The sequence below is a fragment of the Stenotrophomonas sp. YJH_SMC_119 genome, from assembly GCF_059368315.1.
The window spans coordinates 55,325-76,660 of sequence record NZ_JCAFRP010000006.1; the positions used below are offsets into that span (position 1 = coordinate 55,325).

At 66.8% G+C, this 21,336-nt stretch carries 18 protein-coding genes; 1 reads left to right on the top strand and 17 read right to left on the bottom strand.

All coding sequences use genetic code 11. The annotated features are described in order from the left end of the window. Positions 1 to 73: 73 nt before the first annotated feature. Complete coding sequence (locus AC5P6S_RS10945) at positions 74 to 1,381, bottom strand: polyhydroxyalkanoate depolymerase (RefSeq protein ID WP_005408728.1); 1,308 nt, start codon at positions 1,379 to 1,381, stop codon at positions 74 to 76. 93 nt (positions 1,382 to 1,474) lie between these two features. After that, entirely contained in the window at positions 1,475 to 2,065 is a 591-nt protein-coding gene (locus tag AC5P6S_RS10950; RefSeq protein ID WP_414498352.1) for a class I SAM-dependent DNA methyltransferase, read from the bottom strand. A 187-nt stretch (positions 2,066 to 2,252) separates the two neighbouring features. Between AC5P6S_RS10950 and AC5P6S_RS10955 the strand changes: the two genes are divergently transcribed. After that, positions 2,253 to 2,708 carry a CopD family protein gene (locus AC5P6S_RS10955; protein WP_414498351.1) on the top strand — a complete coding sequence of 152 codons (456 nt, stop codon included), beginning with the start codon at positions 2,253 to 2,255 and terminating at the stop codon, positions 2,706 to 2,708. Positions 2,709 to 2,881: 173 nt separating this feature from the next. On the opposite strand, the gene AC5P6S_RS10960 is transcribed toward AC5P6S_RS10955, so the two are convergent. From AC5P6S_RS10960 to pyrH, 15 genes are all read right to left on the bottom strand, one after another. After that, a complete protein-coding gene (locus tag AC5P6S_RS10960) occupies positions 2,882 to 3,841 on the bottom strand; it encodes an acetyl-CoA carboxylase carboxyltransferase subunit alpha (RefSeq protein ID WP_005408731.1) in 960 nt (319 codons plus the stop codon). 113 nt (positions 3,842 to 3,954) lie between these two features. Continuing rightward, positions 3,955 to 4,824, bottom strand: coding sequence for a hypothetical protein (locus AC5P6S_RS10965; RefSeq protein WP_150359594.1), 870 nt, complete (start codon positions 4,822 to 4,824; stop codon positions 3,955 to 3,957). A gap of 56 nt (positions 4,825 to 4,880) precedes the next feature. Further along, a complete protein-coding gene (gene dnaE, locus AC5P6S_RS10970) occupies positions 4,881 to 8,471 on the bottom strand; it encodes a DNA polymerase III subunit alpha (protein ID WP_043034852.1) in 3,591 nt (1,196 codons plus the stop codon). A gap of 228 nt (positions 8,472 to 8,699) precedes the next feature. Further along, positions 8,700 to 9,371 carry a ribonuclease HII gene (gene rnhB, locus AC5P6S_RS10975; protein ID WP_005412735.1) on the bottom strand — a complete coding sequence of 224 codons (672 nt, stop codon included), beginning with the start codon at positions 9,369 to 9,371 and terminating at the stop codon, positions 8,700 to 8,702. Beyond that, positions 9,368 to 10,570 carry a lipid-A-disaccharide synthase gene (gene lpxB / locus AC5P6S_RS10980; protein ID WP_043034888.1) on the bottom strand — a complete coding sequence of 401 codons (1,203 nt, stop codon included), beginning with the start codon at positions 10,568 to 10,570 and terminating at the stop codon, positions 9,368 to 9,370. Before lpxB ends, rnhB begins: the two co-directional genes overlap by 4 nt. Before the next feature lie 53 nt (positions 10,571 to 10,623). Then, on the bottom strand, positions 10,624 to 11,415 hold the full coding sequence (lpxA, locus tag AC5P6S_RS10985) for an acyl-ACP--UDP-N-acetylglucosamine O-acyltransferase (protein ID WP_005412736.1): 792 nt from the start codon (positions 11,413 to 11,415) through the stop codon (positions 10,624 to 10,626). Between the two features lie 16 nt (positions 11,416 to 11,431). Continuing rightward, a complete protein-coding gene (gene fabZ / locus AC5P6S_RS10990) occupies positions 11,432 to 11,890 on the bottom strand; it encodes a 3-hydroxyacyl-ACP dehydratase FabZ (RefSeq protein WP_005408737.1) in 459 nt (152 codons plus the stop codon). Then, positions 11,887 to 12,909, bottom strand: coding sequence for a UDP-3-O-(3-hydroxymyristoyl)glucosamine N-acyltransferase (lpxD, locus tag AC5P6S_RS10995; protein ID WP_005408738.1), 1,023 nt, complete (start codon positions 12,907 to 12,909; stop codon positions 11,887 to 11,889). Before lpxD ends, fabZ begins: the two co-directional genes overlap by 4 nt. Positions 12,910 to 13,289: 380 nt before the next feature. Then, positions 13,290 to 15,653, bottom strand: a complete 2,364-nt coding sequence (bamA, locus tag AC5P6S_RS11000; RefSeq protein WP_049395932.1) for an outer membrane protein assembly factor BamA — start codon at positions 15,651 to 15,653, stop codon at positions 13,290 to 13,292. A 74-nt stretch (positions 15,654 to 15,727) separates the two neighbouring features. After that, on the bottom strand, positions 15,728 to 17,086 hold the full coding sequence (gene rseP / locus AC5P6S_RS11005) for an RIP metalloprotease RseP (RefSeq protein ID WP_005408740.1): 1,359 nt from the start codon (positions 17,084 to 17,086) through the stop codon (positions 15,728 to 15,730). A 55-nt stretch (positions 17,087 to 17,141) separates the two neighbouring features. Next, positions 17,142 to 18,332: a 1-deoxy-D-xylulose-5-phosphate reductoisomerase gene (locus AC5P6S_RS11010; protein WP_005408741.1), complete on the bottom strand. Its 1,191-nt coding sequence runs from the start codon at positions 18,330 to 18,332 to the stop codon at positions 17,142 to 17,144. 2 nt (positions 18,333 to 18,334) lie between these two features. Next, the gene (locus AC5P6S_RS11015; protein WP_005408742.1) at positions 18,335 to 19,171 is read right to left on the bottom strand and encodes a phosphatidate cytidylyltransferase; all 837 of its coding nucleotides are present in this window, start codon (positions 19,169 to 19,171) and stop codon (positions 18,335 to 18,337) included. Then, entirely contained in the window at positions 19,168 to 19,935 is a 768-nt protein-coding gene (gene uppS, locus AC5P6S_RS11020) for a polyprenyl diphosphate synthase (RefSeq protein WP_005408743.1), read from the bottom strand. The genes AC5P6S_RS11015 and uppS overlap by 4 nt, the downstream gene beginning before the upstream one ends. A 5-nt stretch (positions 19,936 to 19,940) precedes the next feature. Then, a complete protein-coding gene (gene frr, locus AC5P6S_RS11025; protein ID WP_005408744.1) occupies positions 19,941 to 20,495 on the bottom strand; it encodes a ribosome recycling factor in 555 nt (184 codons plus the stop codon). Between the two features lie 96 nt (positions 20,496 to 20,591). Further along, positions 20,592 to 21,320: a UMP kinase gene (pyrH, locus tag AC5P6S_RS11030; RefSeq protein ID WP_005408745.1), complete on the bottom strand. Its 729-nt coding sequence runs from the start codon at positions 21,318 to 21,320 to the stop codon at positions 20,592 to 20,594. Between the last annotated feature and the right edge of the window lie 16 nt (positions 21,321 to 21,336).

The following is a 21,336-nucleotide window of genomic DNA, read 5'->3' on the forward strand; positions in this document are numbered from 1 at the left end:
CTCTGACCCCGGATCCCATCATGCTGGGGTCAGAGCCCTTTCCGTTGGAAAGGGATCCGACCCCTGCCGGGAATCAGCCCGCCTTTCGCCGCAACGGGGTGACGTTGCTCTTCTTCTTCGTGGCCTTCGCCGCCGGTGCTTCGGCATGCGCGGCGAAGAAGTCGCGCACCTTCGGGTACACCACTTCGCGCCAGCGACGGCCGCTGAAGATGCCGTAGTGGCCGGCACCTTCGACGATGAAATGCTCACGGCGGTCCGCAGTGATGCCGGTGCACAGCGCCTGTGCGGCTTCGGTCTGGCCGAGGCCGGCGATATCGTCCAGCTCGCCCTCGATGCTCAGCAGCGCGGTATCGCGGATCGCCGACGGATCGACCTTCTCGCCGTTGACCACCCACTCACCACGCGGCAGCAGGAAGTCCTGGAACACCACGCGGATCGTATCCAGGTAGTACCTGGCCGGCATGTCGAGCACCGCGTTGTACTCGTCGTAGAAACGACGGTGCGCGTCGGCGTCTTCCAGGTCGCCCTTGACCAGGTCGGTATAGAAATCCCAGTGCGAACTGAAGTGGCGGCTCGGGTTCATCGACAGGAAGCCGGCGTGCTGCAGGAAGCCCGGGTACACGCGGCGACCGGCGCCGGGATAGCTGGCCGGCACGGTGTGGATGACGTTGTTCTCGAACCACGACAGCGGGTTCTGCGTGGCCAGGTTGTTCACTGCGGTCGGGCTGCATCGCGCATCGATCGGGCCACCCATCATCACCAGCGTGCGCGGCGTCGGTTCGCCACGGCTGGCCATCAGCGAAACCGCGGCCAGCACCGGTACGGTCGGCTGGCACACGCTCACCACGTGCAGGCGCTCCACGCCGAGGTGGCGGATGAATTCCTGGATGTAGGCGATGTAGTCGTCCAGGCCGAATTCGCCTTCGCTGGCCGGCACCATGCGCGCATCCACCCAGTCGGTGACGTACACGCGGTGGTCGCGCAGCAGCGTGCGCACGGTATCGCGCAGCAGCGTGGCATGGTGGCCTGACAGCGGCGCAACGACCAGCACGAACGGCTGGTTGAGCATGGTGTGCAGCTGGTCGGCTTCATTGCTGTGGCGCTTGAAGCGCAGCAGCTTGCAGAACGGCTTGCTTACTTCTTCGTGCACGACGATCGGCACGCGTTCGCCATCGACGTCGATTTCGTTGATGCCCCACTCGGGCTTCTCGTAATCCTTGCCGATGCGGTGGAAGAGTTCATTGACCGCCGCCAGGCGATCAGCGCCGGGCATCTGCGACCACCAGTGGCCCTGGTTGGCGAAGAACCTGGCGTTGGCCTGGGCCTGGTGCACCCAGGGGGCGAGCAGGTTGCGGGTCAGTTCGTGCAGTTGATAGAGCATGACGACCGAATATGTATGGTCATATGTTGCCGCGCAGCATATCCCATCCGGGTGTCCCGCAGGTTAAGTCGGCTGAAAATAATGAATCTGGATTCACATCCGTTCCAGCGCGGCCGCATCGTCTGCCAGGGCGGGGCCGAGCCAGCAGTGCGACCCCACCGGCTGCAGGCCATGCCGGGCCAGCGTGCGGCGGTACCAGCGCGCTGGGCGCGCCTGGAAGCCGTCGTGGTCGCCTTCGAACGCGTCCTCGGCGGCGAAGGTCTCCAGGAAGGCCACGCCGCCCGTCAGCTCTGCCACGCCGGCCAGTCCGGCGCGCAGCTCGCGGTCGGGCACGTAGTGCATCACGTCCGAGCAGACCAGCAGGTCGACCGGGGCACAGGGCCGCAGCCAGGCGAAATCGCCGAAGCGGGCCATGTGCAGGTTGCGGGTCCTGCCGTAGCGGCGCACAGCGTACTCGCTGCTGTCGAAGCCGAGGTATTCGACCTTCGGACGCAGCTTCAGCAGCGGTGCGCGCCAGGCGCCTTCGCCGCAGCCGATGTCCAGCACGCTGCGGATCGGTCGTTCCAGGTAGTACTCGGCACTGGCCACGGCCAGGGCGACCTTTCGCGCCAGGCGGGCGCTGCCGCCGATGTCGGCACGGCGGTACCAGCGTTGGAAATAGGCGGCGTCGTAGGTCTTGTCCATGGGGCGGTGCGCGATCGGGGAAAACGGCGCCTATCGTACGGTGTTGCGCCCCCGGGTGTGGCGGACCTGCAGTAGAGCCACGCCATGGGTGGCTGCCATGCTGCGGCGATTGGACGCGGCAGCCACCCATGGGATGGCTCTACTGCGACAATGGGTACCCATCTACGCCAGCCGCCGGAGCGAGCGCATGCAGAGCTACTACTGGGTCAAGACTTTCCACATCGTGTTCGTGGTGGCGTGGATGGCCACGGTGTTCTACCTGCCGCGCATCCTGGTGAACCTGGCCGAGACTGCGGGCCAGCCGGCGGTGACCGAGCGCCTGCAGCTGATGGGCCAGCGCCTGTACCGCTTCGGCCACTCGATGTTCGGCCTGGCATTCCTGCTGGGCCTGGTGCTGTGGCTGGGCTACAAGGTCATCCCCGATTTCCCGACCATGGTCGCGCCTGGTGGCGCCGGCTGGCTGCATGCCAAGCTGGGACTGGTGGTGGTGCTGCTGGTGTACTTCGGCTGGATCGGCCGCCTGCTCAAGGGCGTGGCCAAGGGCAGGGCGCTGCCGTCGTCGCGCGCGCTGCGCTGGATCAACGAGATCCCGCTGCTGGCCTTCATTCCGATCGTATGGCTGGTGCTGGCCAAGCCGTTCTGAGGCGGGGTCATCTGCACCCGGTAGATCCACGCCATGCGTGGATGCCGTCAGGGCGCAAACGAAAGCGCCGGGCAAACGCCCGGCGCTTTCGTTTCTGCAATCACCTGCGTGTTGCCGGCCAGCGGCCGGCACTACCAGGCCTACCTGCATGCTGGCCAGCGGCCGGCACTACTTCAGGCTGCTTCGTACGTGCCGTAGCTGCGCAGGCGCGCGTAGCGCTGTTCCAGCAGCTGTTCGGTGGACAGCTTGTCCAGCGCATCCAGCTCGTTCAGCAGCACCGCCTTCAGGCGCTTGGCCATCTGCGTCGGGTTGCGGTGGGCGCCGCCGGTGGGCTCGCGCACGACCTTGTCGACCAGGCCCAGGCTCTTCAGGCGCGGGGCGGTCAGGCCCAGCTGTTCGGCCGCGTCCTTGGCCTTGCCGGCGTCCTTCCACAGGATCGAGGCGCAGCCTTCCGGGGTGATGGTCGAGTACACCGCGTATTCCAGCATCACGGTGCGGTCGCCCACGCCCAGCGCCAGCGCGCCGCCGGAGCCGCCTTCGCCGATCACGGTGCAGATGATCGGCACCTTCAGTTCGGCCATCTCGATCAGGTTGCGCGCGATCGCTTCGGACTGGCCGCGCGATTCGGCGTCGATGCCCGGCCAGGCGCCAGCGGTGTCGATCAGGGTCAGCACCGGCAGGCCGAAGCGCTCGGCCATCTTCATCAGGCGCAGGGCCTTGCGGTAGCCCTCCGGCTTGGGCATGCCGAAGTTGCGCTTGATCTTCTCCTTGGTGTCACGGCCCTTCTGGTGGCCGATCACCATCACTGCACGGCCGTTGATGCGGGCCAGGCCACCCATGATCGCCTTGTCGTCGGCGAAGGCACGGTCGCCGGCCAGCTCCTGGAACTCATCGAACATGACGCGGAGGTAGTCGGCGGTGTACGGGCGCGACGGATGACGGGCCAGCTGCAGCACCTGCCACGAGGTCAGGTTGCGGAAGATCTGCGCGGTGCGCATGCGCAGCTTGTCCTGCAGCGCGTGCACTTCCGCCTCGACATTGACCGCCGGCCCGGCACTGGCGTTGCGCAGTTCCTGGATCTTGGCTTCCAGGTCGGCGATGGGTTGCTCGAAGTCGAGGTAGTTCGGATTCATCGGAAGCCGTCGTGTAAAGAAGAGGGGAATTCTAGCCGAATGCGCGCAAACCACCCGTACGCCTTCGTCTGGAAGGCGACGGTAGCGCAGCCGGGCGGGGCGCGCCAGTCAGCTCAGGGCACCACCAGGGCGCTGCGGCCCATCAGCTGGCTGCGCTGGGAAACGAAGTCGTTGTAGGCCTCGTTGGCGTCACGTCCCAGCCCGCTGCCCAGGGTGGCGGTGGCCGAGGTGAAGGCCATCTGCGCGGCGAAGTCCTGCTTGCGCAGCGCCTTCTGTTCATCGGCGGTGGTCGCCTTCAGCCAGCGCGCATAGACCTCGCGCAGCGGCGCGGCGTGGGCCTCGAAGGCGGGCACCAGCGCCGGCAGGCTGGCCGGGGCCGGTTCCAGGCTGAACGCCGGGGCCACGTAGCCGGCCGGCTGCTCGCGCTTGAAGGCGCCGGGCTCGCCCATGCCTTCTTCCACGTAAGCGATGAAGTCTGGCGCGGTGAACACCTTGGCCACGATCTGGCCACCGCTGGCGTCGACGTGGGCCACCACCTTTTCCTTCGGGAAGGGCTCGCGCACGCCGTAGGTCCAGGTTTTGTCGATGAACAGGTCGTGGCTCTTTTCGAACGGGCCTTCGAAGTCGACCCCGCCAAGTTCGATGCCGGCCTTGCCGGTGCCGAAGTTCTTCAGCTTGCTCTCGTCGGTGACATAGACCTCGCGGGCGATCACGTACTCGCTCAGGGTCGGGTTGATCAGGCCGCCACGGCCATCGACGTAGACGATGAAGCGCACGTCGCCGAGCTTGTCGGTGTGCAGGCGGTGCTCACCGACAGCGAGCGAGATCGGGCGCGAGCCCTGTGCGGCTACCGGCAGGTCCTTGCCGTCGATGCTCAGTGCCAGCGGCGCGTCGGTCGGGTTGTCGATCTGGAACTCGACCTTCGAGGGCGAACAGGCGGCCAGGGCCAGCGCGGCGGCGAACGGGAACAGCAGGGTCTTCATTGGCAATCGTCCTTGATGACTGGAACGGGAAAAACAGGAATACGGAGGAGCCGACCTCAGCTGGCCCACGGTGGGCTGTAGCGCACTTTCAGCGTGCGCACGGCGGGGTCGGCGCGCAGCGCCTCCATCAACTTGGAATCGATGCGCACCGCGCTCTGCCCGGACACATCGAGCATGCCGGCGACGCCGCCGTGCGGGCCCTTCAGCAGCAGGTCCAGGCGCAGCGGTGTGCGCCCCGGGCGATGGCGGTCGAGCAGCGCATCGATGCGCTCCCAGACCGGGCGCTGCTGGCGCAGGTCCAGGCGCAGCGACAGTCGCGTGGCGTAGTTGGCGCAGACTTCGTCGAAGTCCCAGCACTGGCGGATGCGCAGTGCGTAGCCGCCGTTGAACTCGTCCTCGCGCAAGCCGCCCTTGACCACCAGGATGCGGTCCTTGGTCATCAGGTGCCCGAACTCGGCCATCGCGTCGGAGAACGCGCTGCACTCGACGCGGCCGCGGCCATCTTCCAGCTGGATGAAGATCTGGCTCTCGCCCTTGCGACGCACACCGACCACCTGGCCGGCCAGCACGGTCTGTACTTCCGGGCGCCAGCGCTTTTCGCCGCCGCCGCCACCACCGCTGTTGGCGCTCCAGATCTTCTCCACCGAACCCAGGTCGTTGCCGACCAGATCGCGTACATCGTCGCGCCATGGATCGAACGGGTGGCCACTGAGATAGAAGCCCAGCGTGTCGCGCTCGCCGTTGAGGCGCTGCAGCAGCGGCCATTCTTCGGCTTCGGGCAGATCCAGCTGGATCGTGGTCGCGCTCGGGTCCGGGCCACCGAACAGCGAGTTCTGTCCCGAAGCGCGCTCGCGGGCCATCTGGTCGGTAGCCTTGATCACCTCCGGCAGCTGCAGCATCAGCGAGGCACGGTTGCGGCCAAGCTCGTCCAACGCACCACAGTTGATCATCGCTTCCAGCGTGCGCCGGTTGAGCTTGGCCGAGCCGACGCGGGTGCAGAAGTCGAGCAGGTCCTTGAACGGGCCGCCCTTCAGCCGCTCCTCGACCACCGCCTCGCAGGCACCCTGGCCGACGCCCTTGATCGCACCGAGGCCGTACTGGATGGTGTCCGGCGTCACCGCTTCGAACATGAAGGCTGACTGGTTCACCTTGGGCGGCAGCACGGTCAGGCCGAGGTTGCGCACCTCGTCGAGGAAGCCGACCACCTTGTCGGTGTTGTCCAGATCGGACGACAGCGTGGCCGCCATGAACTCGGCCGGGTAATGGCGTTTCAGCCATGCGGTCTGGTAACTGACCAGCGCGTAGGCGGCGGCGTGCGACTTGTTGAAGCCGTAGCCGGCGAACTTCTCCATCAGGTCGAAGATCGCGTCGGCCTTGGCTTCGTCCACGCCGTCCTTGGCCGCACCTTCGCGGAAGATCTCGCGGTGCTTGGCCATTTCGGCCGGCACCTTCTTGCCCATCGCACGGCGCAGCAGGTCGGCGCCGCCCAGCGAGTAGCCGCCGACGATCTGCGCCATCTGCATCACCTGCTCCTGGTACACCATGATGCCGTAGGTGTCTTTCAGGATCGCTTCGGTGCGCGGATCGGGATAGATGATTTCTTCCTGGCCGTGCTTACGCGCATTGAAGGAGGGAATCAGGTCCATCGGGCCGGGGCGGTACAGCGACACCAGCGCGATCAGGTCTTCGAAACGATCGGGGCGCGCGTCCTTCAGCAGGCGGCGCATGCCCGAGGATTCGAACTGGAACACTGCGCCCGTATTGCCGTTGGCGAAGATGTCCTTGTAGGTGGGCGTGTCGTCCAGCGGAATCGCGGCGATGTCCACCGGCGGAATGCCGGCGCGCTCATGACGCTTGTTGATCGCCTTCACCGCCCAGTCGATGATGGTCAGCGTGCGCAGGCCGAGGAAGTCGAACTTCACCAGGCCCACTTCTTCCACGTCGTTCTTGTCGAACTGGGTGACCGGGTTCTTGCCGAGGCCGTTCTCGTCGTGTTCGGCGTACAGCGGGCAGAACTCGCTCAGCGGCTCGGGCCCGATCACCACGCCACCAGCGTGCTTGCCGGCGTTGCGGGTCAGGTCTTCCAGCTGCAGCGCCAGGTCGATCAGGTCGCGGACATCGTCCTCGGTCTCGTAGCGCTGGATCAGTTCCGGCGACGCCATTTCCGAGCTGGGGCCTTCCTTGCCCTTGCCCAGTGCATCCTTCAGGTGGATGCCGAGGATGTTCGGGATCAGCTTGGAAACACCGTCGACCAGGCCGTACGGGAAGCCGAGCACGCGGCCGGAGTCGCGCACCACCGCCTTGGCGGCCATGGTGCCGTAGGTGATGATCTGGCTGACGCGCTCGCGCCCGTACTTGCGCGCGACGTAGTCGATCACCTCGTCGCGGCGGTCCATGCAGAAGTCGATGTCGAAGTCGGGCATCGACACGCGTTCCGGGTTCAGGAAGCGCTCGAACAGCAGGTTGTACGGCAGTGGGTCCAGATCGGTGATCTTCAGCGCCCACGCCACCAGCGAACCGGCACCCGAACCACGGCCCGGGCCGATCGGGATCCCCTGGTTCTTGCCCCACTGGATGAAGTCGGCCACGATCAGGAAGTAGCCGGGGAAACCCATCTTGATGATGGTGTTGAGCTCGAACTCCAGGCGCTCGAAATAATCTTCGCGGGTCTTGCCCGGCGCCAGCGGATTCTTCTCCAGGCGCTCTTCCAGGCCGTCGCGCGACATCTTCTGGATCCAGGTGTCCAGGGTCTCGTCGTCGGGCACCGGGTAATTGGGCAGGAAGTAGGTGCCCAGCCGCATCTCGATGTTGCAGCGCTCGGCCAGCGCCAGCGTGTTGTCGATGGCATCGGGAATGTCGGCGAACAGCGCACACATCTCTTCGGCCGATTTCAGGTACTGCTGGTCGCTGTACTCGCGCGGGCGCTTGGGGTCGTCCAGCACGCGGCCGGTGGAAATGCACACGCGCGCTTCGTGCGCGCTGAAATCGGTGGGCGCCAGGAAGCGCACATCATTGCTGGCCACCACCGGCAGGCCACGCTGGCCGGCGGCCATCAGCGCGAACTGGTTGAAGGTTTCCTCGCCCTCGCGGCCGGTGCGGGTCAGCTCCAGGTGCAGGCCATCGCCGAACACGCGCTGCCAATCGGCCAGCTGCTGCTCGGCCAGTTCATGCTTGCCGTCCAGCGCCAGGCGCCCGGCCAGGCTCTGCCGGCCGGCCAGCGCGAACAGGTTGGCGTTGCCGGCCTTCAGCCAGTCCGGATGGATGGCCACGCCGCCTTCGGGGCGATGGCCTTCCATCCACGCGCGGGTCAGCAGCCGCGACAGGCTCAGGTAGCCCTCGCGGTCGCGGCACAGCAGGGTCATCCGCCACGGATCCTGCCCTTCCTCGGCGATCAGCACGTCGGCGCCGGCGATAGGCTTGATGCCCACGCCTTCGGCCGCCTTGTAGAACTTGACCAGGGCGAACAGGTTGTTGAGGTCGGTCACCGCCAGCGCGGGCAGGCCGAGTTCGACCGAGCGTGACAGCAGGTTGGCCTGCTTGGCCTTCTTCGGGTCCGCCTGGTCCGGCTTGGCCGGCACACGGATGGTGGAGTCCGCCAGCGAGAACTCGGTGTGGACGTGGAGATGTACGAAGCGGGAGTTGGACATGCCGGACCAGGTTGGAGCGCGCGGGCCCCGGGTGCTGACGGGGGAATCGTCGCCGGGGTCGGGAAGCGCTGGAGTGCCCGGTCAGGGTAGCGAGGGCTGGAGGGCGCGACAAGCTCTTGACGGCATGCGATATCGCATCCGCGCTATCGCTCCCCACGGTTCGCAGGCGAACCGCGGGCCCCGCCTGACCCTGCTTTCGCAGCCGGGTGCAGCGACCGTTCAGGCGATTCAGGCGATTGCGATGTCTGCGGTCACAGCTGCCGGGTTTTCCAGGCACTCGCGCACCGGGGCGAAGCTGCGCCGGTGCTCCATGCAGGGGCCGTGCTCGCGCAGGGCGGCCAGATGGGCCGGGGTGCCGTAGCCCTTGTGCTGCTCGAAGCCGTATTGCGGGTGGCGGGCATGCACGTCCTGCATGTAGCGGTCGCGCGAGACCTTGGCCAGGATCGAGGCGGCCATGATCGCGCGGTCGATGCCATCACCGCCGACCAGTGCCTGCGCCGGCAGTACCAGGCCCTTGGGCACCACGTTGCCGTCGATGCGGGCGAAGCCGGCCACGTGGGCGACCGCTGCAACGACGTCACGCATGCCCTGCAGGGTGGCCTGGTAGATGTTCAGGCGGTCGATGGTGTCCACGTCCACCAGCACCACGTGCCAGGCCAGGGCACGTTCGATGATGCGGTCATGCAGTTGCTCGCGGCGGGCTGCGGTGAGTTGCTTGGAATCGTCCAGGCCGTTGATGCGTGGCCGTGCCGGGTCGAACACCACCGCCGCCACCGCGACCGGTCCGGCCAGCGGACCGCGGCCGGCTTCGTCGACGCCGGCGACCAGACGCTCCGGCTCGACCACGGCAGCACCGTCGAACAGGGCCAGGCTGGCCGCTGCGGCGTGGCGGCGGCTCATGCCTGGGCCTGGTCGCGCATCAACAGCTCGCCCACAGCGTCGGCCGCGCGGGCCGAGGCATTGCGGCGCAGTCGTTGATGCAGGCGGGCATAGGTGTCCTGCAGGTCGGTCACCCGCTGCGGGTGGTCGAACCATTGCTGGATGGCCGCCGCCAGCTTGTCCGGCGTGCAGTCGTGCTGCATCAGTTCCGGCGCCAGGTCCTGGCCCGCCAGGATGTTGGGCAGGGCAAAGCGGTCGACCTTGATCAGGCCCAGCGCCTTGACCAGGCGGTAGGTCAGCTCGTTGACGCGGTAACCGACCACCATCGGCCGCTTGACCAGCATCGCCTCCAGCGTCGCGGTGCCCGAGGCCAGCACCACCACATCGGCGGCGATCATCGCGTTGCGCGCCTCACCGTCGAGTACATGCGAGAAGGCTACCGGCAGCGCCGAGCGTGACAGCTGCTCTTCGATCAGGCGCTTGCAGGCCGGGTTGGCGGCAGGCACTACCACGTGCAGGCCGGGGATGCGCTCGGAGACCTGCCAGGCGGCCTCGAAGAACGGTTCACCGAGGCGCGAGATTTCGCCCAGGCGGCTGCCCGGCAGCACCGCCAGCACCTTGGCCGAGGTCGGCAGGCCAAGCGCGGCGCGCGCTTCCTCGCGGTTGCCCTGCAGGGGGATGTCATCGGCCATCGGATGGCCAACGAAGCGCGCGTCGATGCCGTGCCTGGCATAGATCGGGGGTTCCATCGGGAACAGGCACAGCACCAGGTCGGCGCTGCTGCCGATCTTCTCGGCGCGCTTCTCGCGCCAGGCCCAGACGGAGGGGCTGACGTAGTGCACGGTGCGCACGCCGCGCTGCTTCAGCCAGCGTTCGATGCCCAGGTTGAAGTCGGGCGCGTCGATGCCGATGAACACGTCCGGCTGCCATTCCAGTGCACGCTGGCGGAACGCGGAACGCAGTTTCAGCAGGCGTGGCAGGTGGCGCAGCACTTCGGTCAGGCCCATCACCGCCAGCTCGCTGGCATCGTGCCAGGTCAGGCAGCCGGCGCTGCGCATGGCATCGCCACCGATGCCGGCGAATTCGGCATTCGGAAAGCGTGCCTTCAGCTCACGCACCAGGCCCGCACCCAGCAGGTCACCGGAGGCCTCACCGGCCACCAGAGCGATCCGCAACGGGCGCTCGCTGAGCACCCGCTGCGCGGGGACGCTGCCGGCCATCGAGGCCAGCGGAATCACGGCGGCGCCGGCCGGCGCCTGGCCGGTCGTGCTGCTCATCGCAGCAAGGGCCTCTCAGCGTGCTCGATGAAGTCCAGCATGGCCTTCACGTCATCGCTGTCGCGTGCCTGTTCGGTCAGCTGCACCTTGGCTTCGGCCAGCGGCAGGCCCGCCACGTACAGGGTGCGGTAGGCGCGCTTGATGGCGGAGATGCGCTCGGCGTCGAAGCCACGACGCTTCAGCCCTTCGCTGTTGATGCCGCGCGGGCGGCCCAGCGAATCGGTGCCGACCATGGTGAACGGCGGAACGTCGCCGTTGGTCAGCGCGCCCATGCCGAGGAAGGCGTGGGCACCGATGCGGCAGAACTGGTGGGCACCGGCGAAGCCGCTGATGATCACGTAGTCGCCCACGGTCACGTGGCCGGCCAGGGTGGTGTTGTTGGAGAACACGCAGAAGTTGCCGACATGGCAGTCGTGCGCCACGTGCGTGTAGGCCAGCATCCAGTTGTCGTTGCCGATCGTGGTGATGCCGCCGCCGCCGCCGGTGCCACGGTTCAGGGTGACGAACTCGCGGAACACGTTGCGGTCGCCGATCACCAGTTCGGTGCGTTCGCCGGCAAACTTCTTGTCCTGCGGCTCGCCACCGATCGCGGCGTGACCGATGAAGCGGTTGTCACGGCCGATCCTGGTCGGGCCGTGGATGCTGCAATGGGGGCCGACCACTGTGCCGGCGCCGATTTCCACATCGGCACCGATCAGGGTGAACGCGCCGACCTGGACGTCGTCGGCCAGGCGCGCGGCCGGATCGATGACGGCAGTCGGGTGGATCCGTGGTGCGTTGTCAGTCATTGCTGCCTCCCGTGGATCAGCCCTTGGCACCGGCGCACATGACCTCGGCCGAGGCAACGACTTCACCGTTGACCTTGGCCTCGCCGTAGTACCAGCCCATGTTGCGGATCAGGCGCTTCATCTGCACATCCAGCATCAGCACGTCGCCGGGCACGACCTGCTTGTTGAAGCGGGCGTTTTCCACCTTGACCATGTAGAACAGCTTGGACTGCGCATCGCGGCCAAGCGTCAGCTGGGTCATCACGCCACCGGCCTGGGCCAGCGCTTCGATGATCAGCACGCCGGGCATGATCGGGCGGCCCGGGAAGTGACCCTGGAAGAACGGCTCGTTGATGCTGACGTTCTTCTGCGCCAGGATGCGCTTGGCGTCGATGTCGAGCTCAAGCACCCGGTCCACCAGCAGGAACGGGTAGCGGTGCGGGAGCAGTTCCTGGATCTGGCAGACGTCGATCGGAAGCTGCAGCGTGTCGTTCATTCTTTCTCCTTGCCAGCAGCCAGGACGCGGCGAGCCAATGCGTCCAGCTGCTTGAAGCGCGCGGCGTTCTTGCGCCACGTGCGGTTGTCGGTCAACGGGGTGCCGGACGAGTACTCGCCCGGCTCATGGATGGAATTGCGGACCACCGACTTGCCGGTGATCACGACCTTGTCGCAGATCTCGAGGTGGCCGACCACGCCGACGTGGCCACCGAGCAGGCAGTAGCGGCCGATCCTGGCGCTGCCGGCGATGCCGGTGCAGCCGGCGATGGCCGAGTGCGCGCCGATCTGCACGTTGTGCGCGATCTGTACCAGGTTGTCCAGGCGCACGTCTTCGTCCAGCACGGTGTCTTCCAGTGCACCACGGTCGACGCAGGTGTTGGCGCCGATTTCGCAATCGTCGCCGATGCGCACGCCGCCGAGCTGCGGCACCTTGATCCACTTGCCGGCGTCCATCGCCAGGCCGAAGCCATCGGCACCGAGCACGGCACCGGGGTGCACGCGCACGCGCTTGCCGAGCTTGACCCGGGTGACCAGGGTGACCCGGGCGATCAGTTCGCAGCCGCTGTCCAGGCTGCAGTCTTCGCCGATCACGCTGCCGGTGCCGATGATGCAGTTCTCGCCGACCACGCTGCGCGCGCCGATGGAGACGAAGGGGCCGATGTGGGCGCTGGCGGCGACCTGGGCGCTGGGATCGATGACGGCGCTGGGGTGGATGCCCGGTGGGCGCGTGGGCGCGATGTCGAACAGCGCGGCGATCTTGGCGAAGGTGGTGTACGGGTCCTTGGCCACGAGCGCGGCGCCGGGGGCGGCTTCGGCGTCGTCGGCGCGCAGCACGACCAGCGAGGCCTGGCTGTCGGCCAGCTGGGCGCGGTAGCGTGGATTGGCGAGGAAGGTCAGCTGGCCAGGACCGGCATGGGCGAGGGTGGCCACGCCATGGATGGCGGTGGCGGGGTCGCCATGGACCTGCAGGCCGAACTGCTCGGCGAGTTGCTGGGCGGTGTAGGTGGGAGTATTCACGGCGGGAGTTTAACGTGTGACGCCATTGCGGTCATGCGGGGTCAAAAGCGGCGCCTGCCTGATGTCCCGGGGTGATGGCGCAGGGGGCTGCCCAGGACACGCCGTAGACCCATCCCTGGGGGCTCGATGGCGCCATCCATGGCGCCAACGGTCCTGGTCAGCCCCCTGCGCCATCACCAGATGATTTCACGCGAGCGCGGGAAGTAACGGTGGTGAGCAAGTAAAACGAAAACGCCGGGCAGAGCCCGGCGATTCGCACCCCGTCTGGTGGAGAGCCCCCCTTCTGTTAAGGGGGGCGCGCCAATGGCGCGGGGGATAGGAGGTAGGTCGGGACCCGCTGCTTGCGCAGCAAGCCGCGGCGCACCTTCGGTGGTCAGTTCTTAGAACTGACCGCCGAAGGTGAATTGCAGACGTTCGATCTTGTCGCCGTCTTCCTTCTTCAGCGGGAAGGCGTAGCTGATCGAGATCGGACCGACCGGGGCGCGCCACAGCAGGGCTACACCGGTAGACACTCGCAGTTCGTTGGCCTTGAAGTTATCGGCGCCGTTGTAGACGTTGCCGAAGTCGACGAAGGCCGACACGCGGGCCGACGGGCTGTCGAACAAACGCGGGAAGTAGGCTTCGACCGAACCGACGGTCTTCAGCGAACCGCCCAGCGGCTGGCCTTCCGGATAACCGCGGGTTACTTCGCGCGGGCCGAGGGTGTTGTCCTCGAAGCCGCGCACGGAGTTGGTACCACCGGCGTAGAAGTTCTCGTAGAACGGCAGCCCCTTGGCGGTGACCGAGCGCAGGTTGCCGTTCTCGTCTGGGACCATTGCGGTCTTGTCACTGCCGTAGCTGTCGCCGTAGCCGATCTCGGCGCGGGTGTTGATCACCAGCGACGGCATGATCGGCCAGTACTTGCTGATCTGGTAGTTCAGCTTGTAGTACTCGATGGTCGAGCCCGGCAGCGTGGTTTCCAGGCCAACACGCTGATAGGTGCCGCGGGTCGGCATGAAGTAGTCGTTGCGCGAGTCACGCGCCCAACCCAGCTCCGTGCGCCAGGCATGGAACGTCCTGCTGCCCAGCACGTTGATGTAATCGATGATCGACTGCGGGGTCGAGCCCTGGTACGTGGTGATCTGGTTGCTGTCGATGCCGAACATCAGCGAGACGGTGTCGGTCTCGGTCAGCGGCACGCCGAACACCACCTGCGCAGAACCATTGGTGCTGTTGTACTGCGCGGTGTTGAAGTCGGAGTAGTCCAGTTCACGCCAGGACAGGTTGTAGCCCAGCGAAACGCCGTCGTCGGTGAAGTACGGGTTGGTGTAGCTGAAGCCGTAGCGCTGCAGGTAGCTGCTGCGCGAGGCTTCGACCGACACGCGGTTGCCGCCGCCGAGGAAGTTGTTCTGCGACAGCTGCACCGAGGTGGTCATGCCGTAGGACTGCGAATAGCCCAGGCCGAACACGAAGCTGCCGGAGGTGGTTTCCTTGACGTTGTAGACGACGTCGACCTGGTCGTTGCTGCCGCTGACGGCCGGGGTCTCGACGTCCACTGACTCGAAGTAGCCCAGGCGCTGCAGGCGGATCTTGGAGCGGTCGATCGCGGCCTGCGAGTACCAGCTGTTCTCGAACTGGCGCATTTCGCGACGCATCACTTCGTCGGAGGTGCGGGTGTTGCCACGGAACAGGATGCGACGCACCGACACGCGCGGGCCGGGCACGACCTGCATGTTGATCCCTACCGTCTGTTCGGCACGGTTGGTGGTCGGGATCGGGTTCACCTTGGCGAACGCGTAGCCGATGTTGGACAGCGAGTTGGTGATGGTGTCCGAGCTGAATTCCAGCAGGGCACGCGAGAACGTGTCGCCCGGCTTCTGGATCACCATGCGCTCGACGTCCTCCTGCGGAAGGATGGTGTCGCCGCTGACCTTGATCTCGGAGATCTTGTACTGCGCACCCTCGGTCACGCCCGCGGTGAGGAACATGTCGCGCTTGTCGGGGCTGATCGAGACCTGGGTGGAATCGATGCTGAAGTCGACGTAGCCGCGGTCCAGGTACCACGAGTTGAGCTTTTCCAGGTCGCCGGACAGCTTTTCCTTGGAGTACTGGTCGTCACGGCGGTACCACGACGCCCAGTTGTGCTCCTTGGACTCCCAGGTCTCCAGGATGTCCTTGCTCTCGAACTTCTCGGTGCCGACCAGGTTGACGTGGCGGATCTTGGCCGCCTTGCCTTCCTTGATGGCGATCGCGATGTCCACGCGGTTGCGGTCCAGCGGGCTCACGGTCGGGGTGATCTCGACGGTGTACTTGCCGCGGTCGTTGTACTGGCGGCGCAGTTCCTGGGTCACGCGGTCCAGGCTCAGGCGGTCGAAGGTGCCGCCCTCGGTCAGGCCGATATCGGACAGGCCCTTGAGCAGCTGCTCGGACTTGATGTCCTTGTTGCCGGTCACGGTCAGCTTGTTGATCGCCGGGCGTTCCTTGACGGTCACCACCAGGATGCTGCCCTGGCGGTCCAGCTGCACGTCTTCGAAGAAGCCGGTCTTGTACAGCGCGCGGATGGTCTCGCCGACCTTGTTGTCGGTGATCGTCTCGCCCCGTTCCACCGGCAGGTAGGTGAACACCGTGCCCGAGCTGATGCGCTGCAGGCCATCGACGCGGATGTCGCTGACAGTGAAGGGCTCGGCTGCCTGGGCCAGGGCGGGAGCGCCGGTGACGGCGGCGAGGGCGAGGGCCAGCAGGCGGCGATTGGGGAGTCGCGTCATGTCACGTCCGGTAGGAAGGTCGATTTCATTGGTGCGGGATGCCGACGCTGTAGACGGCAACAACGTGGAAAAGTTCATCGCGGGACCAGGCCGAGGATGTCGTTGTAGAACGCCAACCCCATCAGCCCGGCCAGCAACGCCAGGCCGATGTATTGGCCGGCGGCGATGGCACGCTCGCTCAGCGGGCTGCCCTTGACCAACTCGATAAGGTAATACAGCAGGTGCCCGCCGTCCAAGATCGGGATCGGCAACAGGTTGATGATGCACAGGCTGAGTGACAGCAGGGCAAGGAACTGCAGGAACCAGTCGAGGCCGCGTTTGGCCGAGACATTGGCCACGCGGGCGATGGTGACCGGCCCGGAAACGTTCTGCAGCGAGGCTTTGCCGGTGACGATGCGGGCCATCATGCCCAGCGAATCGGCGGCAAGCCGGCCGGTTTCACGTACGGCGACGGTCACTGCATCCAGCGGCCCATAGCGCAGCAGGGTGTCGTAGGAGGGGCTGTAGGTGGTGGGGAAGCCGACGCCGATCTGCCAGACCGGGTTGCCCTTGCCATCCTTGCCCTGGCGGGGCGTGACTTCCAGTGCAAGGCGTTCACCGCCTCGCAGGACCTCGATCATGCCGGGGCCTCCGGCACGGCCGAGGGCCTGGATCTCGCCGATCACCTGGTCGACGCTGTCGATGCGCTGGCCGTCGATCGCCACGATCAGGTCGCCCGGCTGCAGCAGCCCGGTGACCACCGAATCGGCGGTGAGCGAGTCGACCAGCGCCGGCTGCAGCCACGATTGCCAGTACAGGCCGGCCAGGATCGGTACCCGTCGTTCATCGAAGCCGGCGGGCAGCTGCGACAGCGGCAGGGTGCGCACGCGCACCTGGTCCGCAGGGTCGAGTACCTCAAGCGTGACGTCGCGGCGATCCATCGCGGCGGCGGTCAGCGCCATGCTGGCCTCGCCCAGGGTGGCGACCTGGCGCTCATCCACCCGCAGAACGCGGTCACCGCTGAGCAGGCCGGCGCTGGCGGCGATGCCGTCAACCCGGCCGATCGTCGGCGAGTAGTCCTGCTTGCCGATCACGAACATCGCCCACAGCAGCAGGATGCACAGCAGCAGATTGGCGATCGGCCCTGCAGCAACAATGGCGATGCGCTGCCACACGGTCTTGTGGTTGAAGGCCTGGCCGCGCTCGTGGGGATGGACCTCGACCTCACGTTCGTCGAGGAACTTCACGTAGCCACCCAGCGGGATGGCGGCAATGGCGAACTCGGTGCCGTGCCTGTCGCGGCGCGACCACAGCGGACGGCCGAAGCCGACCGAGAAGCGCAGGATCTTGACCCCACAGAGGCGGCCGACCCAGTAATGCCCGAACTCGTGGAACGTGACCAGCAGCCCGAGGCTGACAATCATCCACCAGACCGATCCGAGGAAGTCAGTCATGCAGGCTCACAGTGGCGGGCAGGGGCGGCGGCGTCATGCTGGGCGAGGCGGTCGTTCAGGCGGCGTCGATGGCGTTCAGGGTGAGCTGGCGTGCCCGCTGGTCGGCGGACAACAGGACCTCCAGTGTATCGGCTGGCTGGGTCGGCAGTGTTGAAAGAGCGTTAGCAACCAGCTCCGGGATGGTCAGGAAACCGATCCGGCCCTGAAGAAATGCTGAAACCGCCTCTTCATTGGCGGCGTTCAGCACCGCCGGGGCAGTACCGCCGGCCTGCATGGCCTGCCAGGCCAGCGCCAGGCAGGGGAAGGCGTCGGTGTCAGGCGCCTCGAAATCCAGCCGGCCCTGCGCCAGCAGGTCCAGCCCGGCCACGCCCGATTCGATGCGCTGCGGCCAGCCCAGGCCGACCGCCAGGGTGGTGCGCATGTCCGGCAGGCCCATCTGGGCCAGGGTCGAGCCGTCGACGAATTCGACCAGCGAATGGACCAGGCTCTGCGGGTGCACCAGCACCTCGATGCGCTCGCCGGGCACCGAGAACAGATGGTGCGCCTCGATGACTTCCAGGCCCTTGTTCATCAACGTCGCCGAATCGACCGAGATCTTCGGGCCCATCGACCACTTCGGGTGAGCCACGGCCTGGGCCGGGGTGACCTCGGCCAGCTCGGCGCGGCTGCGGCCGCGGAACGGGCCGCCCGACGCGGTCAGCAGGATGCGGCGCACGCCGGCGCCGTCGATGCTGGCGTCGCGCGAACGCAGGCACTGGAAGATCGCGCTGTGCTCGCTATCGATCGGAATGATCTCGGCGCCGGCGCGCTCGGCGGTGCGGGTCAGCAGCTCGCCGGCCAGTACCAGCGATTCCTTGTTGGCCAGCAGGATGCGCTTGCCGGCCGCAGCGGCGGCGAGGGTCGAGGACAGCCCTGCAGCACCGACAATGGCCGCGACGACCGTGTCGCAGGCATCGCTTGCTGCCAGCTGATCCAGTGCGGCATGACCGGCGTGGGCCTCGGTCGACAGCCCGGCATCGCGGAGGCCGTCGCGCAGTTCGGTGAACAGCGCTTCGTCGGCGATGACCGCGTGCGCGGGCTTGTGCTGGCGGCACAGGGCCAGCAGTGCCTGCACCTGGCGGCCGGCGGCCAGCACCGTGGCCTGGTAGCGCTGCGGGTGGCGGGCGATGACGTCCAGCGTGGAGGCACCGATCGAGCCGGTGGCGCCGTATACGGCGACCCGGCGCAGGTCTGCGACAGCATTCATGGTCAGAACCCGAAGATTTCCTTGCCCAGCGCGAACACCGGCACGGCGGCGAGGACGCCGTCGACGCGGTCGAGCACGCCACCATGGCCCGGAATCAGGTTGCCCGAGTCCTTGGCACCGGCGTGGCGCTTGATCAGGCTTTCGAACAGGTCACCCAGCACCGACGCGAATACGGCCACCACCGAGGTGATCAGCAGGCCCGGCAGGTGCGCGATGTCGATGCCGGCCAGCCAGCCCAGTCCGAGGGCCACGGCGACACCGGCCAGCAGGCCGCCGAACAGGCCTTCCCAGGTCTTGTTGGGGCTGATCCGCGGCGCCAGCTTGTGCTTGCCGAAGTGACGGCCGGCGAAATAGGCGCCCGAATCAGCTGCCCAGACCAGTGCCAGTGCCGCCAGCAGCCACAGGTGGCCCTGCTTGCCTGGCGGGTCACCGCCAGCGTGGATCAGTACCAGCGCTGCCCAGGCAGGAACGATGGCCAGGGTGCCGGCCAGCATCTTCACGATCCGGGAGGGGGCCGTCGGCTGGGCGCCAAAGTTGAAGAAGCGCAGCCAGGCCAGCGCCGCCAGCCACCAGGCAACACCTGCCAGTGTGGTGATCTGGAACAGCACCAGCGTGCTGCCATCGGCCCACACCAGCAGCACCATCAGCAGCAGGTTCAGCACCAGCAGCACGGTGCGCGCGAGGGTGTCTTCGATGCCGGCCAGCTTCAGCCATTCCCACAGGCCGATCAGCAGCACGGCGGCGGCGGCGGCGGCCAGCCATTGCGTCGGCAGCAGCAGGATCGCGGCAATGGCGAGCGGCGCCATGATCAGCGCGGCGAGGACTCGGGTCTTGGTCATGGGCTGGAGGTCTCGGTGGCCAGTGCGGCGATCTGGGCGCTGGTCAGGCCGAAACGACGCTCGCGGCTGCCATAGGCATCCAGCGCCTGCTGCAGCAGGGCGGCATCGAAGTCCGGCCACAGCGCCTCGGTGAACCACAGCTCGGTGTAGGCCAGTTGCCACAGCAGGAAGTTGCTGATGCGGGTGTCGCCACCGGTGCGGATGAACAGATCCGGCGGCGGCAGGTCGGCCAGGGCGACCTGGCTGCCCAGCAGCGATTCGTCGATCTGTTCGGGCAGCAGGCGTCCTGCGGCGACTTCAGCGGCCAGTGCGCGCGCGGCACGGGCGATGTCCTGGCGACCGCCGTAGCTGGCGGCGATCGACAGGGTCAGGGTGGTGTTGTCGGCGGTCCGCTGCTCGGCCAGCTGCATGCGGCTGACCAGTCCGGCACCAAAGCGCTCGCGTTCGCCGATGAAGCGTACGCGCACGCCGCGTCGGTGCAGTTCGTCCACTTCGCGGTCGAGCGCGCCGAGGAACAGCTTCATCAGGGCGTCGACTTCTTCCTGCGGCCGGCCCCAGTTCTCGCTGGAAAACGCGAACAGGGTCAGCGCCGGAATGCCCAGTTCAAGGCAGCGCTCGATGGTGCGGTTGACCGCGCGCGCGCCGGCACGATGGCCGATCACGCGCGGGCGGCGGCGCTGCTGTGCCCAGCGCCCGTTGCCATCCATGATGATGGCGACGTGGCGGGGCAGGGTGGCCGGCAACGGAGGCGGGACTGAAGGCATCGACTTCAGACCGACAGCAGTTCTTTTTCCTTGTCGGCAACGACCTTGTCGACGTCCTTGATGTTGGTGTCGGTCAACTTCTGGATGTCGTCCTCACCGCGCTTCTTCTCGTCCTCGCTGATCGCCTTGTCCTTGACCAGCTTGGCGATTTCCTTGTTCGCGTCCTGACGGATGTTGCGGATCGCGATCTTGGCGCCTTCGCCTTCCTTCTGCACCTGCTTGACCAGCTCCTTGCGGCGCTCTTCGGTCGGCGGCGGCATGTTGATGCGGATCGCGGTGCCCAGCGTGTTCGGGGTGAACTCGGCGTTGTAGAGACCCTTCTCGATCTCCTTGATCATGCCCTTGTCGAACGGGGTGACCAGCAGCGAGTGCGCATCGGCGTTGGAGATCGAGGCAACCTGGTTCAGCGGGGTGCTGGCGTTGCCGTAGGCATTGACCGTCACGCGGTCCAGCAGGGCCGGCGTGGCACGCCCGGTCCGGATGGAGGTGAGGGTGTGCTTCAGAGCGTCGATGCTCTTGGCCATGCGCGTCTGCGCGTTGTTCTTGATGTCGTTGAGCATCGCCCGGTCCTGGATGTATCTGGAATCGGGCGATTATAGGCGAATACGGGACGCTGCCGGGCCTGAATCGGCCCGGTTGTCGCCGCGCGCTCAGGCTCAGGCCGGATCGCGGCCCTGGACCAGGGTGCCGATGTTCTCGCCGTTGAGGATCTTCAGCAGCTCGCCCGGCTGGCCCATGTCGAACACGCGCATCGGCAGGTCGCTGTCGCGGGCCAGTGCGAAGGCGGCGGTATCCATCACTTCCAGGCCGCGGCGGATCACTTCGTCATAGCTCAGGCTGTCGAAGCGGACCGCATCGCTGTGCTTGTTCGGGTCCTTGTCGTACACGCCATCGACCTTGGTGGCCTTCAGCAGCAGGTCGGCGCCGATCTCGATCGCGCGCAGGGCGGCGCCGGAGTCGGTGGTGAAGAACGGGCTGCCGACGCCGGCGGCGAAGATCACCAGGCGGCCCTTTTCCAGGTGGCGGATGGCGCGGCGGCGGATGTAGTCCTCGCACACGTCGTTGATCTTGATCGCGCTCATCACGCGCGCCTTGGCGCCCAGCTTCTCCAGGGCGTCCTGCATGGCCAGGGCGTTGATGACCGTGGCCAGCATGCCCATCTGGTCGCCGGTGACCCGGTCCATGCCGCCTGCGGCCAGGCCGGCGCCGCGGAAGATGTTGCCGCCGCCGATCACCAGCGCCACTTCGGCACCGGCTTGCTGGGCTTCGATGACCTCACGGGCCAGGCGGTTGATGATCTTCGGGTCGATGCCGTAGTCCTCATCTCCCATCAGCGCCTCCCCGGACAGTTTCAGAAGGATGCGGCGATAGGCGAGCTTGGACATGGGGACCTCGGGTGCG

Excerpts from the sequence above, each read along its gene's own strand:
- dnaE (WP_043034852.1), bottom strand. The coding sequence starts at position 8,471 with ATGTCCAACTCCCGCTTCGTACATCTCCACGTCCACACCGAGTTCTCG.
- AC5P6S_RS10945 (WP_005408728.1), bottom strand. The coding sequence starts at position 1,381 with ATGCTCTATCAACTGCACGAACTGACCCGCAACCTGCTCGCCCCCTGG.
- uppS (WP_005408743.1), bottom strand. The coding sequence starts at position 19,935 with ATGCCTTCAGTCCCGCCTCCGTTGCCGGCCACCCTGCCCCGCCACGTC.
- fabZ (WP_005408737.1), bottom strand. The coding sequence starts at position 11,890 with ATGAACGACACGCTGCAGCTTCCGATCGACGTCTGCCAGATCCAGGAA.
- pyrH (WP_005408745.1), bottom strand. The coding sequence starts at position 21,320 with ATGTCCAAGCTCGCCTATCGCCGCATCCTTCTGAAACTGTCCGGGGAG.
- AC5P6S_RS10950 (WP_414498352.1), bottom strand. The coding sequence starts at position 2,065 with ATGGACAAGACCTACGACGCCGCCTATTTCCAACGCTGGTACCGCCGT.
- AC5P6S_RS11010 (WP_005408741.1), bottom strand. The coding sequence starts at position 18,332 with ATGAATGCTGTCGCAGACCTGCGCCGGGTCGCCGTATACGGCGCCACC.
- AC5P6S_RS11015 (WP_005408742.1), bottom strand. The coding sequence starts at position 19,171 with ATGACCAAGACCCGAGTCCTCGCCGCGCTGATCATGGCGCCGCTCGCC.
- lpxB (WP_043034888.1), bottom strand. The coding sequence starts at position 10,570 with ATGGCCGGCAGCGTCCCCGCGCAGCGGGTGCTCAGCGAGCGCCCGTTG.
- AC5P6S_RS10965 (WP_150359594.1), bottom strand. The coding sequence starts at position 4,824 with ATGAAGACCCTGCTGTTCCCGTTCGCCGCCGCGCTGGCCCTGGCCGCC.
- rseP (WP_005408740.1), bottom strand. The coding sequence starts at position 17,086 with ATGACTGACTTCCTCGGATCGGTCTGGTGGATGATTGTCAGCCTCGGG.
- AC5P6S_RS10960 (WP_005408731.1), bottom strand. The coding sequence starts at position 3,841 with ATGAATCCGAACTACCTCGACTTCGAGCAACCCATCGCCGACCTGGAA.
- AC5P6S_RS10955 (WP_414498351.1), top strand. The coding sequence starts at position 2,253 with ATGCAGAGCTACTACTGGGTCAAGACTTTCCACATCGTGTTCGTGGTG.
- frr (WP_005408744.1), bottom strand. The coding sequence starts at position 20,495 with ATGCTCAACGACATCAAGAACAACGCGCAGACGCGCATGGCCAAGAGC.
- rnhB (WP_005412735.1), bottom strand. The coding sequence starts at position 9,371 with ATGAGCCGCCGCCACGCCGCAGCGGCCAGCCTGGCCCTGTTCGACGGT.
- bamA (WP_049395932.1), bottom strand. The coding sequence starts at position 15,653 with ATGACGCGACTCCCCAATCGCCGCCTGCTGGCCCTCGCCCTCGCCGCC.
- lpxA (WP_005412736.1), bottom strand. The coding sequence starts at position 11,415 with ATGACTGACAACGCACCACGGATCCACCCGACTGCCGTCATCGATCCG.